The organism is Rhizobium vallis (genome assembly GCF_003985155.1).
GTDB lineage: Bacteria > Pseudomonadota > Alphaproteobacteria > Rhizobiales > Rhizobiaceae > Rhizobium > Rhizobium vallis.
The window spans coordinates 19,843-34,380 of record NZ_ML133692.1 but is presented as its reverse complement, the minus strand read 5'-3'; the positions used below and the strand labels follow the sequence as shown (position 1 = coordinate 34,380).

The following is a 14,538-nucleotide window of genomic DNA, read 5'->3' as shown; positions in this document are numbered from 1 at the left end:
CACACGCCGCCATCCGAATTCCTACACTGCCAGCTTGCCATCGAGATAGAGTTGCAGCGTCTCCCGCGTGCCCTTTTCCCACAGGCTTTTGAGAGCATGGGCGAAACGCTTGCGGAAAAGTTCCGATTTCGCCACCTCGCCGAAAATGTCGTCGAAGACGAGGAAGACCGCCGGATCGTCTTTTGCCTTCAGGGCCGCCGCATGCAGGCGGTCGGCGCTGGCGTCATTGAAGACGATATCCTTGCCGCTGTCGGTCTTGCCGGCGAAATAACGGCACCAGAGCGCCGAAACCAGCGCCAGGCCGACGACATCCCTGCCCTGGCGGAGATTGTCGAGCGTCGAGGGCAGAATGAATTTCGGCTGGCGGTTGGAGCCGTCCTGGGCAAGCCGCGGAATGGTGTCGGCGATCTTCGGGTTGAGCAGCCGGTGTTCGATCAGGGCGAAATAATCGGTCAGCGAGGTGTTCGGGACCGGCGGCACGATCGGAATGATCTCGTCGTTTTCGAGCTTGGCGAGGAAGGCGCGAATGAGCGGATCCTCCATGGAATCGTGGACGAAATGAATGTCCATCAGCGCCGCCGGATAGGCGATCGCAGCATGCCCCCCGTTCAGGATGCGGATCTTCATATGCTCGTAAGGCGTGACGTCTGGAACGAAGGTAACGCCGACCTTTTCCAGCGCCGGGCGGCCGGCGGTGAACTTGTCTTCGAGCACCCATTGCTTGAATTCTTCGCAATAGACCGGCCAGTTGTCCTCGATCTCAAAATTGTCCCTGAGGAAATCGATCTCCCGCTGGCCGGTCGCCGGCGTGATTCGGTCGACCATCGCATTCGGGAAGGCGACATTCGCCCGTATCCAGTCGGCAAGGGCAGGATCGGAAAGCGCGGCCGTTCCGATCACCGCATTGGCGGTAACGATGCCGTTATGCGGAATATTGTCGCAGGACATGACGGTGAAGGGCACGATGCCCTTTTCCTTGCGCGCCTTCAGGCCGGCGACAACAAGGCCGAAGACGGTCTTCGGCGCGGAGGGGTTTTGTCCATCGGCGGCAATGGCCGGGTGGGCCGGATTGAAGATACCCGACGCGTCGATGAAATAACCGCCCTCGGTGATCGTCATCGAGACGATGCGGATCTCGGGATCGGCAAGCTTGGCGATGATGGCGCTCGCATCGCCGACCGGCAGGATGTCGATCATCGGCGCGGTGATGCGCGCCGCAGTCTTGTTGTTGTCCTGCTCGACGACGGTCGTCAGAAAATCCTGGGCGGCAAGCTTTTCACGCATCGCTGCATCCGACGGCAGCACGCCGGCGCCAACGATCGCCCAGTCGTGGTCGGCGCCCTGGTTGAAGAGATCGTCGAGATAGATCGCCTGGTGGGCGCGGTGGAAATTGCCGACGCCGAAGTGCACGATGCCGGCTTTCAGCGACGCCCTGTCATAACCAGGGATGGCGGCAGTGCGCGCCACGTCCGAAAGCGTTGCCAGCGATAGTTTGCACGTCATGTTTCAGTCCTCTTGAAGGTCTTGCCGAGACGGCCGGGCGTCATCGCCCGGCTCTGATGCCTGCCCCCCCAGCCCGACGGCTCGCCTAGATGGCGAGGCCGCCCTCATTGAATTTGTGAATACGCGAACGGTCCGGCGTCAGGTAGACCGTATCACCGGCCTTGGCGGCGAAATCACCGCTGCCGCGCGCCGTCACCATACCGATCTCGTCGGCATCGATATGCAGGAAGGTGTCGGAACCGAGATGTTCTGCGACCACGACCCTGCCCTTCCAGTCGCCGCTCTCCATCGACAGCAGCACATGTTCGGGACGGATGCCGATCGTGTGCGCCCCAAGCTGGGCCGCGTTCTGGCCCTTGATGAAATTCATCTTCGGCGAGCCGATGAAGCCGGCGACAAAGAGATTGCGCGGGCGGCTGTAGAGCTCCAGCGGCGAGCCGACCTGCTCGATATTACCCCTGTTCAGGACGACGATCTTGTCGGCCATGGTCATGGCTTCGACCTGGTCGTGGGTGACGTAGACCATCGTCGTCTTCAACTGCTGATGCAGTTCGCTGATTTCGAGGCGCATGTTGACGCGCAGCGCCGCATCGAGGTTCGACAGCGGCTCGTCGAACAGGAAGGCCGAAGGCTGGCGCACGATGGCGCGGCCGATCGCAACACGCTGGCGCTGACCGCCCGAAAGCTGGCGCGGCTTGCGTTCGAGATAGTCGGTAAGGTTCAGCACCCGGGCGGCATCCGTCACCTTGCGATCGATCTCAGCCTTGTCGACGCCCGCCATCTTCAGCGGGAAGGCGATGTTGTTGCGCACGCTCATATGCGGATAAAGCGCATAGGATTGGAACACCATAGCAAGGCCGCGCTCCGAGGGTGCCTTTTCGGTGGCATCCTTGCCGTCGATGACGATCTTGCCGCCGGAAACGTCCTCGAGACCGGCGATCAGCCTGAGCAGCGTGGACTTGCCGCAGCCCGACGGGCCGACAAAGACGACGAACTCACCGTCCCTGATGTCGAGATCGATCGAAGGGATGACCTTGGCTTCGCCGAAGACCTTGGAAACCTTCTGAAGGGTAATGCTGCCCATGTTTCTCTCCCTTTTATCTTATTTCACCGCGCCGAAGGTCAGGCCGCGGACAAGTTGTTTCTGGCTGAACCAGCCGAGGATCAGGATCGGCGCGATCGCCATGGTCGATGCCGCCGAGAGCTTGGCGTAGAACAGGCCCTCCGGGCTGGAATAGGAGGCGATGAAGGCCGTCAGCGGCGCCGCCTTGGAGGCGGTGAGGTTGAGCGTCCAGAACGCCTCGTTCCAGGCAAGGATGATGTTCAGAAGCAGTGTCGAGGCGATGCCGGGCACTGCCATCGGCGTCAACACGTACACGATCTCCTTCATCAGCGACGCCCCGTCCATGCGGGCCGCTTCGAGAATCTCGCCGGGGATTTCCTTGAAGTAGGTGTAGAGCATCCAGACGATGATCGGCAGGTTGATCAGCGTCAGCACGATCACCAGACCGATGCGCGTATCGAGCAGGCCCGAATTGCGGAACAGCAGATAGATCGGGATCAGCGCGCCCACAGGCGGCATCATCTTGGTCGACAGCATCCACATCAGCACGTCTTTGGTCCGCTTGGTCGGCGAAAACGCCATCGCCCAGGCGGCCGGAATGGCGATGACCAGGCCGATCAGTGTCGAGCCGAAGGAGATGATCACCGAGTTCATGAAGTGGCTGAGATAGTTCGACCGGCTCTGTACCTCCGCATAGTTCTCCGTCGTCCAATGGAAGAACAGGAACTGGGGCGGCGAGGCGATGGCATCGGCTTCCGACTTGAAGCTGGTCAGGAACGTCCAAAGGATCGGGAAGAAAATCAGGATGCCGAGTGCCCAGGCGATCGCGGTCACGATGACCTTGTGCCGAGTTGTGACTTTTCTGGCCATCTCAAGCCTCCAGATTCTTGCCGACGAGGCGGACGAGGAAGATCGCGACGATATTGGCAAGCACGACCGCGACGATGCCGCCCGCCGAAGCTCCGCCGATGTCAAATTGCAACAGTGCCTGCGCGTAGACGAGATAGGTGAGATTGGTGCTGTCGGTGCCGGGTCCGCCATTGGTGGTGACGAGGATTTCGGCGAAGACCGAAAGTAGGAAGATCGTCTGGATCAGGATCACCACGGTGATGGCGCGGGCCATATGCGGCAGGATGATATAGATGAATTTGGAGATCGCCCCGGCGCCGTCCATCTCGGCTGCCTCCTTCTGCTCCTCGTCAAGCGACTGCAGCGCGGTCAGCAGGATGAGTGTGGCAAACGGCAGCCACTGCCAGGCGACGATGAGGATGACGGAAAACAGCGGCGCATTCGCCAGCCAGTCGATCGGCTGCAGGCCGAAAGCTTTCGCCAGATGCGCGAAGAGGCCGTTGACCGGGTTCATGAACATGTTCTTCCAGACCAGTGCTGCCACTGTCGGCATGACGAAGAACGGCGCGATGACGAGGATGCGCACGATGCCCTGCCCGTACATCGGCTGGTCGAGCAGCAGCGCGAAGGCGATGCCGCCGATGACGGTGATCAGGAGCACGCCGGCGACCAGCACCAGCGTATTGATCAGCGCCGCGATGAAGGCCGGATCGGACAGGAAATATTCGTAATTCAGGAAGCCGACAAAGCTTTCCATGCCGGGGCTGAGCAGATTGTAGTTCAGCGTCGAGAAATAGATCGTCATCGCGAGCGGGACGATCATCCATGCAAAAAGGAGCAGCACGGAGGGCGCGATCATCAGGCGCGCTGCGGAGCGAGTGTGTAAGGTTGCCATGGCAATCACCGATCTGGTCTGAAGCGGGGGCCGGTCGCGGGACGGTTTTTACTTAAAAAAGAGGCCGCCGATGCAATTCGGGCAGTCGGCGGCCCAGAGGGGCGGATTGTCAAGTATCCGCCTCTTGCTCAGGAGGTTTTATTTAATGTAGCCGGCTTTGGTCATTTCGCGGGTTACCAGCTGCTGTGCGCTCTGCAACGCCTGATCAACCGACATCTGGCCGGCAAGGGCTGCCGAGAACTGCTGGCCTACCGCCGTGCCAATACCCTGGAATTCCGGGATCGCCACGAACTGGACGCCGACATAGGGGACCGGCTTGACGGTCGGCTTGGTCGGGTCGGCCGAGTTGATCGAGTCGAGCGTCATCTTGGCGAAGGCAGCGGCCTTCTGGTAGTCCGCATTCGCGTAGAGCGAGGTGCGGGTGCCGGGAGGTGCGTTCAGCCAGCCTTCCTTCTCGGCGACGAGATTGGTGTATTCCTTGCTCGTTGCCCAGGCGACGAACTTCTCGGCGGCTTCGACCTTCTGCGAACCTGCCGGGATGGCGAGGTTCCAGGCCCAGAGCCAGTTGCCGCGTTTGCCGAGGCCCTTGTCCGGGGCGAGCGCGAAGCCGACCTTGTCGGCGACCTGCGACTGTTTCGGGTCAGAGACGAAGGAGGCTGCAACCGTTGCGTCGATCCACATGCCGCACTTGCCGGTCTGGAAGAGCGCCAGGTTCTCGTTGAAACCGTTGGAAGAAGCGCCGGGAGGACCGGCTTCCTTCATCAGGTTGACGTAGAAGTTGAGCGTGTCCTTCCACTCGGGCTGATCGAACTGCGGCTTCCACTTTTCATCGAACCAGCGCGCACCGAAGGAGTTCGACATGGCCGTCAGGAAGGCCATGTTTTCGCCCCAGCCGGCCTTGCCGCGAAGGCAGATGCCGTAGATTTCCTTGTCCTTGTTGGTGATCTTCTTCGCAGCGTCAGCGATGAAGTCCCAGGTCGGCGCGTCGGGCATCTTCAGGCCGGCGGCGTCGAACAGGTCCTTGCGGTACATGACCATCGAGCTTTCGCCGTAGAACGGAGCTGCATAGAGCTTGCCGTCCTGGCTGATGCCGCTGCGGATTGCCGGCAGCAGGTCGTTGACGTCATAGGCGTCGCCGAGATTGTCGAGCGGCAGCAGCCACCCCTGCTTTGCCCAGATCGGAACTTCATAGGTGCCGATCGTCAGAACGTCGTACTGGCCGCCTTTGGTCGCGATGTCGGTCGTGACCTTCTGGCGCAGCACGTTTTCTTCGAGGGTAACCCATTCAAGGTCGATGCCGGGATTCTTCGCCTTGAAGTCATCCGTCAGCTTCTGCATCCGGATCATGTCGCCGTTGTTCACGGTCGCGATTGTCAGCGTCTCGGCCGAAGCCATGCCGGCAAACGCCAATGCTGAGCAGGCGCCCAGCAGAAAAGTTCTCAATGTCATATCTTCCTCCCAGAAGACGAGATGTGAGCATTCGCTTTGCTCATGAGCAATTACTCACCAAACGACGAAAAATGTCAATCGGCAATCGTTGCTGCGATGCCGAAGGCGACACTTACGTCATTGATTTAGAACAAGAATTTTTTGCTCAGTTCTTGAGCAAAAACTCAGCGGTGTCTTCGTCGGTAATCAGCGAATTGATCTGGTGGCCAACCACGGCCGCCCTGATCGCCTTGTATTTCCGCTTGCCCTTGGCCAGCCCGATGACCGTCGACGACTCGCGCGATGGGATCGGCGCAGACGCGACACGCTCATTGATCGGGTTGTCGATCAGCTTGCCGTCGGCATCGAAGATCCAGCCGCAGATCTCGCCGGCGGCCCCTCCGCGCATGAGCTCCATCATCTCGTCTTTCTCGAGGAAACCGTCGACGCAAAGCGGGCCGTCGATGCCGAGCTCGCCGATGCCGACAAAGGTGACGTCGGCCTGCGCGCTCATATCGAGCGTGGAGCGCACGAGTTGCTGGCCGTGCAGCAGTTCCCGTTCCTCGGCCGAAGTGACGAGCACCGGCAGCGGCATCGGATAGTGCCGCGCCTTCACCGCATCCGCCATGCTGAAGATGACGTTGTAATAGGCAGCCGATCCGTCCGGCGCGATGTTGCCGGTGAGCGAAACGATGCGATGGTTGGGACATTCGATTGCCGGAAGCTGGTCGACGGCCGCCTTCAGCGTACGGCCGGTCCCGACCGCAAGCACGATCGGCTCCGGCCGCTTCAGCCAGCGTTCGATTTCGGCCGCCGCCGCCTCGGCAATGCCGACCGTCGTGGACGTGGAGCCCGGATCGCTTGGCACCACCTCCACATATTTCAGCCCGAATTTCCGCCGCAGCTGATTGGCAAGCTCAAGGCACGCGGCGATCGGATGGTCGAGCCGCACCTTGATGAGGCGCTCGGCAACCGCCAGCGATACCAGCCGCTGCGCCGATTGCCGCGAGATGCCCATCGAGGCGGCGATTTCGTCCTGTGTGCGCCCAGCGACGTAATAAAGCCAGCCGGCGCGCGCCGCATCGTCGAGCCGTCCGGGGGTCTCGGTTCTTTTTGCCATCGAATGCCTACCGCGCATAGTGAGCCGGCCTTGCCGGCACTGAACATGATTTCGAGTCTTTATCGCGCCAGATCAAAACAAAATTCCTGAAAATGTCGAGCCTGTTCAACAAGACCTGCAGAATAACCGGGCTCGCTCAGCCAAACCATTGCATGACGAGATAGATCCCCGCCTTTACCAGACCGTAAATCACGCCGCCCGCAACGACCAGCGACACGGTCGTCATGATAAAGCCGATCAGCGCGAAGAGCCCGTCACGGCCCATGATGCCGAAGGCGAAAACCGAGATCGTGATCGCCGGCAGGATATTGCCGAGCGGAACCGGCAGCACCAGCACGATCGACAAAAGCAGGCATGAAAGACCGGCAAGATATTCCGCCGGCGGTTCGGCGAAGATCGCAAGCCTCGGCTGCAGCATGCGCTCCGCCCAGGCGAGCCAGCGATGGATGCGCCCGACGATGGTCTCGAAGTCCTCTCGCCGTATCGAACGGGCGGCAATCGCCTTCGGCAGCCAGGGTTTCAACCCGAAGGTCAGTTGCACCGCCAGGAAGACCAGCGGCGCGCCGAGCAGGGCGGAGGTGCCGGGCGGGGTGGGAAAGGCGTTCGGCAGCGCGAAGATCAGCATCAGCGCGCTGATCGCCCTGTCGCCCATCGTCTGGAACAGGTCGCCGATCGAAATCCGCTCCCGGCTCTGGTCGGCGGCCAGCTGCCGCAGGACGGATGAGAGGCGACGGCCTTTGGGACGTGGTGGACGTGGTCTTCTGCGTCTGCGGGAATCGGCGTTTTCGATGGTCATGATACCAATGGATGATGAAAGTGCAGGCTTGGAGTTCTGGCTGCGCAATATGCCAATTGAATGACTTATGGGACGGGAATATCTGCCGCTGGCGATTTGGTCTCCATCATCCGCCTTCTGCGCCGCCGCGCATAACAGGCGACGGATTGAAGGCTTGTAATTCCCCGCCAACAGTGCGAGCAGACGCTGCAAGACCAGAGAAACGGCAGATTGGCAATGATCATTTCGTTCGACATCGGCGGCTCCGCCATCAAGGGCGGCATCGCCCGCTCTGAGACTGACATCGTCCCCCTCGGCCGCCACCCGACGCCTAAGGATGATTTCGCCGCTTTCGTCGGGGCCTTGCGCGGCATCATAGCCGAGACCGGCGAACAGCCGAGCCGTATCGCCCTCTCTATCGCCGGCGTCGTCGATCCCGATACCCAGCGGCTGACCTGCGCCAACATTCCCTGCATCCACGACCGCACACTCGCAGCCGACCTCGAAGCCGAACTCGGTCTGCCGGTGCTGATCGCCAACGACGCCGACTGTTTTGCCATGGCCGAAGCCGGCCTCGGCGCCGGCCGCGGTCACCGCATTGTCTTCGGCGCCATTCTCGGCACCGGCGTCGGCGGCGGCCTGGTCGCCGATGGGCGCCTTGTCAACGAAGCCGGTGGCTTTGCCGGCGAATGGGGACACGGCCCGATCATCGCATCGGCAGCCGGCAATCCGCCCGTCGCCATCCCCGCCTATACCTGCGGCTGCGGCCAAAAGGGCTGCGTCGACACCGTCGGCGGCGCCCGCGGCCTGGAGCGCCTGCACAAGACGCTGCACGACCTCGACCTGTCCAGCGAAGAGATCATCGGTGCGTGGCGGCATGGGGAGGAGAAGGCGACACGCACCATCGACGTCTATGTCGATCTGGTCGCCTCGCCCCTGGCACTGACGGTCAACATAACAGGCGCGACCATCGTTCCGGTCGGCGGCGGGCTCTCAAATGTCGAACCGCTGCTTGCCGAGCTCGACCATGCAGTTCGCGCCCGCATCCTGCGCAAGTTCGACCGCCCGCTGGTGGTATCAAGCGAATGCAGCATCGAACCCGGCCTGATCGGCGCGGCGCTTCTGGGGCTGAAAGCGGAAGCGGCTGCCTCCTAAAGCACCGGCCACATCCGCACGATCGCCGCGAACCGATTCCAGTCCTTCCGCTCCAACCGCGTCCACGCGGCTTCGGCGACGGCTGCAAGGCGCGGAAAGACCAGCCGGTTGAAATAGGCGCGCGAGACGAAGTTCTCGGTCCAGATGCAGGCCTGGATGCCGCGCATCTTCTCCTGAACGGCCTCCGGCAGCTCGCCCTCGGCCTCGTAAGCATAGGTGTGCTCCGGCGGAGCGTAGCCCGCCCATGCCGCGCCAGGCTCGGCCCAGGCTTCCGCCTGCGCCATGTCGAGATAATAGGCCTGCCCCGGCGTCATCACCACGTCGTAGCCTTCCTGCGCCAGCTCGATGCCGACGGCGGGTTTTTCCCAGGCCATCAGCAACGTGCCATCGCGATCGACGCCGCCGCCATGCGAGACCTCGTTCCAGCCGGCGAGCTTCCTGCCGCGCTCCGAGAGCATGACCTTGATCCGTTTCAGGAAATAGGATTGCAGTTCGGCGGTTCCGGCAAGATTTTCCCGCTCCATCAGCGCCTTGCAAAGCGGCGAGGCAAGCCAGGAGCCCCGCGCCACTTCGTCGCCACCGATGTGTAGATATTCGCTGGGAAACAGCGTGACCATTTCGTCGAACACCTTGCCGAGGAATTCATAGGTGAATTCGACCGCCGGATTGAGGGCGTTGTTGGGATAACCCTGCACCGAGCGATAGCTGTCCGGCGCCTCCTGCCCATCGACGAGCTGGGGCAGCGAGAGCAGCGTCGCGGTGCTGTGGCCTGGAATATCGATTTCCGGCACCACCTCGACATGCAGAGAGGCTGCATGCGCAACGATCCGCCTGACGTCGTCCTGGGTGTAATGGCCGAAGCGCGGTTCCGCCCCGTCCCCGAGCTGCGGCACCAGCACTTCATCGGGCCCGCGCCGGGCGCCGATCTCCGCCAGCGCGGGATAAGCCTTGATCTCCAGCCGCCAGGCTTCGTCGTCGGTCAGGTGCCAGTGGAAGATGTTGAGCTTGTTCCAGGCGAGGATATCGATCAGCCGCGTGACATCGGCCACCGGATAGAATTGCCTGGACACGTCGAGATGGCAGCCGCGCCAGTCGTAACGCGGCTGGTCGGCGATCGCGCCGAAATTGGGGAATTTGAAAATCTCCGGCTCCGCGCGCGCACCGTGCAGCAGCTGCGCCAGGCTGATCAGCCCGTATTGCCGCCCCGCCGCATCGGCGCTCGAAAGCACGATCTCATGTGCAGTAAAACGCAGCTCATAGGCGAATGCGGCGATCGACGATTCGGTAACGAAACGAATGGCCCGCCCGCCCTTTACGGTGCTGAGCGAGAACGGCACGTTGTTGGCGGGATAGAGCCGCTGATAGAGTTCAACAACCAGACAGAGCGCCTTGATCGCGTCGGGCTGCGTCTTCGCCGCCGGATAGAGGACGTTGGGCAGGTTCCCAGCTTTCAATCCAAGCGACAGCGGCCAGGGCAGCAGTGAATAAGGTTCCTCGACCCGGCCCGGCGGCAGAAGCGGCGGCGCCACACCGTCGTCCCGGCCTTCGAGCATCAGATCGCCGAAGGCGACGGCAACATGGCGACCGTCGCCAAATGTCAGATAGGCCGATTTGACGCCCGCCGTGGCATGTTTCGGCTCTCTGGTCAGGCCCTCGACGGTAAAGCGCCAGTGACCGCCCGGCGGCACGCTCAGCCCATCATGTGGCAGGAATTCGTGGAAATGCGCGAGCCGCCGCTTCAGGTCGCCGCCATTGCAGACATGTTCGTCGGCAACCCGCGTCTCCGAAGTATAGGCGAGCGAGAAGCCGGACAGCGGCTCGGCCGAAAGGTTGAAGAGCGTGAAGGTGAGGCGCCCGAAGCTGCCTTCGACGGGGTGCCAGCTTGTTTCCAGACGGTAATGGGCGATACTCATGCTCCTCCCGGGACCGATCCGCGGCAATGCACGACCTGGATTGCCGCCGCACTCTCTCCGGCATGCTGCCGCAGCTTGACTTTTTCGAGGCGCCCGCTGCTTTCGAAGCGAATATTCCGTGCTGCGATCTCGTCCCTCGCAACCGGCGAGCTTCCGTTTCGCAGGGTTCTATGCAAGTTTGACAAAGGGACACCGCTCCTGAATCGGGCATGCGCATCGCCGCCTCTGCCATTCATAGTTAGGAACGCGCGATGAGCCCATCCCCTATTCATACGATCACCTTTGGCAGAGCCGCCCCGGGCCTCGCCGTTCGCGACATCCAGGCGGCATTCACTTTCTATTCCGAGGTTCTTGGATTTCAGAAAGTCTTTGAGAACGGGAACCCGGTGGGTTTCATGGTTCTGAAGAAAGATGCCGCCGAGATCCATCTCAGCCAGAATCGGAACCACGTTGCGGCGACCATCAACGTCTTTCATATGTTCGTCGATGATGTCGCCGCACTCTACGAGCTTTGCGAGGCAGCCGGCGTGCGTGTCGTCAAATCACTGAAAGACAAGGATTACGGCCAGCGGGCTTTTGTTCTCGCCGACCCCGATGGCAATCGGATCGATATCGGCGAACGAATTTGAAGCCGTGAAAGTTGAACCGCTCCAGGAACGGAAAACGGCGCGGCTTTCGCCGCGCCGTCCTCACTCAGCTGCCAACGCCGGCGGATATCTGTCATCCGCCTCTTCCTGGGTGGCGTCGGCATCCTCGCCTGGCTCGTCCTTGGCCTTCGGCTCCCGGCCGAAGAAAAGGGCGTAACCGGCGGGCAGAACCAGAATGGTGAGCACTGTTGCGACAAGGATGCCGCCCATCATCGCGTAGGCGAGCGGACCCCAGAAAACACCGCGCGAGATCGGGATCAGCGCCAGCACGGCGGTCAGCGCCGTCAGCATGATCGGCCGGAAACGTCGCACGGCGGCGCCGACGATCGCTTCCTGCCGGTGCATGCCGGCCTTGATATCCTGGTCGATCTGATCGACCAGGATGATCGAGTTGCGCATGATGATGCCGAGCAGGGCGATGACGCCGAGGATCGCCACGAAGCCGAAGGGCGCGCCACTGATCAGCAACGCCGCCGCAGCACCGATGATGCCGAGCGGCCCGGTGGCGAGCACCAGCATCGCCTTGCCAAAATGCTGCAACTGCACCATCAGCAGCACGACGATGACGGCCAGCATGATGGGCGCCTTGGCGGCAATCGACATCTGGCTTTCCGCCGCATCTTCGGCGCCGCCCTGGATCTCGACACTGTAGCCGGCCGGCAGGCTGTCGCGCAGGTCCTTCATGTCGGCATACATCTTCATGACAACGTCGTTCGGCTGCACATCGTCGGGCAGCGTGGCGCGCACGGTGATCGTCGGCAGACGGTCGCGCCGCCATTCGATGCCTTGCTCCATGACGGGCACGACCTTGGCGACCTGCGAGACTGGCACGAAGCCGCCGAAATCCGTCGGAACATAGACGGAGTTGACCGCCGACAGCAGCGAGCGGCTGGCGTCCGGCTCGCGGGCGACGATCGAGACCGTCTCCTCGCCGTCGCGGAAATCGTCGAGTGCGGCACCCGACATGGCGGTCTGCAGCATCTGGCGGACGCGCTGCGAGGTGACGCCGAGCGCACGGGCGCGGTCCTGGTCGATCACCAGCTTCATCGCCGGCACCTGTTCCAGCCAGTCGTCATGGATGGCGCCGAGCATCGGGTTGGCCTCGAAGCGAGCCTTCACCTGATCGGCGATTGCACGCACTTCCTGGCGGTCGGGCCCCATGACGCGCATCTGCACCGGCCAGCCTGTGGGCGGGCCGAGGAACAGGCGGTCGACCTTGCCACGGATCGAAGGGAAATCCTCCGCAAGAATCGTGCGCAGCTTGACGATCAGGCGTTCACGGGCCGGTTCGTCCTTGGCCATGACGAGAAGCTGGGCGAAGTTCGGATTGCGCAGTTGCTGGTCGAGCGGCAGGAAGAAGCGCGGCGCGCCCTCGCCGATATAGGTGGCGATGAACCGCTTGTCGGGATCGTCCATCATCTTCGCTTCAAGCGCCTTTGCCTGGACCTCGACCTCCTTGATGCTGGTTCCTTCGGGCAACCAGAGATCGACGAGGATTTCCGGCCGCGAAGACTGCGGGAAGAAATTCTGCGGAATGAACTGGAAGGCCCAGAGGCTCGTGACGAAGGTGCCGAGCGTCAAGAGCAGCACGATGACCCGGTGGCGAACCGCCCAGCCGACCGTGCCGCGCAGCCGACGATAGAAGCTCGTGTCGAAGGCGTCATGATGCTCGCCGGCGTGATGGCGCTGCTTGAGGATCATATAGCCGAGCCACGGGGTGAAATAGACCGCGACGAACCACGACGTGACAAGTGCGATGCCGACGACATAGAACAGCGAGCGCACATATTCGCCGGCCGTCGATGCTGCGAAGCCGACCGGAATGAAGCCGGCCGTGGTGATCAGCGTGCCCGTCAGCATTGGGAAGGCGGTCGAGGAATAGGCAAAGCTTGCCGCGTCGATCTTGACGAGCCCTTCCTCCAGTTTTCGCTCCATCATCTCGACGACGATCATCGCATCGTCAACGAGCAGGCCGAGCGCGATGATCAGTGCGCCGAGCGAAATGCGCTGCAGATCGATGCCGAGTTCGTACATCAGGGCGAAGGTGGCGGCGAGCACCAGCGGAATAGCGATGGCGATCACGAGGCCCGAGCGCCAGCCGATCGACACAAACGAGACGACAAGCACGATGATCAGGGCTTCGCCGAGCGCGTGCATGAATTCGCTGACTGCATCGGTCACGACATCGGGCTGGTTGGCGATCTGGTCGACGGCGACGCCATAGGGCAACGCCTCCTCGAAGCGCTGATAGGTCGCCTCCACGCCCTTGCCGACATCGATCACGTTGAAGCCCTTGGCCATCACGACGCCGACCTGGACGCTTTCGTGTCCGTTGAAACGGTACTTGCGCTGATAGGGATCTTCGAGCCCGGAACTGACGGTGGCGATATCGCCGAGGCGCGTCACCTGGCCGCCGGCGCGCAGGCGCAGTTCACGAATATCCGCCGCCTTCTTCACATCGCCTTCGACTGAGATGCGCACCGAGCGCAGGCCGGTATCGACCGAGCCAGCCGGATCGACGTTGTTCTGGCCCTTGATGGCGTTCTGCAGATCGAGGATCGTCAGGCCGCGCTCGGCGAGGGATTTGGACGAGACGTCGATATAGATCTTCTCAGGTTGATCGCCGATGATGACGGCCTTCTCGACCCCCGGCGTCGTCAACAGCATGTCGCGCGCCTGGATCGCGAATTTCTTCAGCTCCGGATAGGAATAGCCGTCGCCACTGATCGAATGCAGTGTGATGAACGTATCGCCGAACTCGTCGTTGAAATAGGGGCCGAGCAGGCCCTGCGGCAGTTCGTTGGAGATATCGCCGACCTTCTTGCGCACCTGGTAGAAGGCATCAGCCACTTGTTGTGAATTCGTGTCGCCCTTGACCTGCAGGGTGATGATCGCGCTGCCCGCCCGCGTATAGGACTTGACCCAGTCGATATGCGGCGTTTCCTGCAGCTTGCGCTCGATCTTGTTGACGACCTGATCTTCCATTTCCTGGATGGAAGCACCCGGCCAGATCGCCTGAACGACCATGACGCGGAAGGTGAATTCGGGATCTTCACGCTGACCCATGCGCATCAGGCCGAGCACGCCGGTGATGATGATCAGCCCGAAGAGGAAGCGAGCGATGCTCGGATGTCCGATTGCCCAGCGCGACAGGTTGAAGGGCCGCTTTTCGGTTGTGGTGGCGTCCATG

Annotated in this window: 11 protein-coding genes; 2 read left to right on the top strand and 9 right to left on the bottom strand. The window is 61.9% G+C overall.

The genetic code is table 11. From position 1 onward, the window contains the following. Positions 1-21 precede the first annotated feature (21 nt). From EFQ99_RS19815 to EFQ99_RS19785, 7 genes are all read right to left on the bottom strand, one after another. The gene (locus tag EFQ99_RS19815) at positions 22-1,503 is read right to left on the bottom strand and encodes a mannitol dehydrogenase family protein (protein WP_126922903.1); all 1,482 of its coding nucleotides are present in this window, start codon (positions 1,501-1,503) and stop codon (positions 22-24) included. 85 nt (positions 1,504-1,588) lie between these two features. Beyond that, positions 1,589-2,587, bottom strand: coding sequence for an ABC transporter ATP-binding protein (locus tag EFQ99_RS19810; RefSeq protein WP_126922901.1), 999 nt, complete (start codon positions 2,585-2,587; stop codon positions 1,589-1,591). Positions 2,588-2,605: 18 nt separating this feature from the next. Then, complete coding sequence (locus tag EFQ99_RS19805) at positions 2,606-3,436, bottom strand: carbohydrate ABC transporter permease (protein WP_126922899.1); 831 nt, start codon at positions 3,434-3,436, stop codon at positions 2,606-2,608. A gap of 1 nt (position 3,437) precedes the next feature. Beyond that, on the bottom strand, positions 3,438-4,310 hold the full coding sequence (locus tag EFQ99_RS19800) for a carbohydrate ABC transporter permease (protein ID WP_126922897.1): 873 nt from the start codon (positions 4,308-4,310) through the stop codon (positions 3,438-3,440). Between the two features lie 138 nt (positions 4,311-4,448). Next, positions 4,449-5,759: an ABC transporter substrate-binding protein gene (locus EFQ99_RS19795; protein ID WP_126922895.1), complete on the bottom strand. Its 1,311-nt coding sequence runs from the start codon at positions 5,757-5,759 to the stop codon at positions 4,449-4,451. A gap of 145 nt (positions 5,760-5,904) precedes the next feature. Then, on the bottom strand, positions 5,905-6,858 hold the full coding sequence (locus EFQ99_RS19790) for a sugar-binding transcriptional regulator (protein WP_126922893.1): 954 nt from the start codon (positions 6,856-6,858) through the stop codon (positions 5,905-5,907). A 136-nt stretch (positions 6,859-6,994) separates the two neighbouring features. Then, positions 6,995-7,573 carry an exopolysaccharide biosynthesis protein gene (locus EFQ99_RS19785; RefSeq protein ID WP_208722799.1) on the bottom strand — a complete coding sequence of 193 codons (579 nt, stop codon included), beginning with the start codon at positions 7,571-7,573 and terminating at the stop codon, positions 6,995-6,997. A 297-nt stretch (positions 7,574-7,870) separates the two neighbouring features. On the opposite strand from EFQ99_RS19785, the gene EFQ99_RS19780 reads away from it, so the two are divergent. Next, positions 7,871-8,788: an ROK family protein gene (locus EFQ99_RS19780; RefSeq protein WP_126922890.1), complete on the top strand. Its 918-nt coding sequence runs from the start codon at positions 7,871-7,873 to the stop codon at positions 8,786-8,788. Here EFQ99_RS19780 and EFQ99_RS19775 read toward each other — a convergent pair. Next, complete coding sequence (locus tag EFQ99_RS19775; protein ID WP_126923202.1) at positions 8,785-10,695, bottom strand: beta-N-acetylhexosaminidase; 1,911 nt, start codon at positions 10,693-10,695, stop codon at positions 8,785-8,787. The genes EFQ99_RS19780 and EFQ99_RS19775 overlap by 4 nt on opposite strands. A 257-nt stretch (positions 10,696-10,952) precedes the next feature. Here EFQ99_RS19775 and EFQ99_RS19770 point away from each other — a divergent pair, with 257 nt between their 5' ends. Next, the gene (locus EFQ99_RS19770) at positions 10,953-11,330 is read left to right on the top strand and encodes a glyoxalase superfamily protein (protein WP_126922888.1); all 378 of its coding nucleotides are present in this window, start codon (positions 10,953-10,955) and stop codon (positions 11,328-11,330) included. Between the two features lie 60 nt (positions 11,331-11,390). On the opposite strand, the gene EFQ99_RS19765 is transcribed toward EFQ99_RS19770, so the two are convergent. Then, the gene (locus EFQ99_RS19765) at positions 11,391-14,537 is read right to left on the bottom strand and encodes an efflux RND transporter permease subunit (protein WP_126922886.1); all 3,147 of its coding nucleotides are present in this window, start codon (positions 14,535-14,537) and stop codon (positions 11,391-11,393) included. Position 14,538 lies beyond the last annotated feature (1 nt).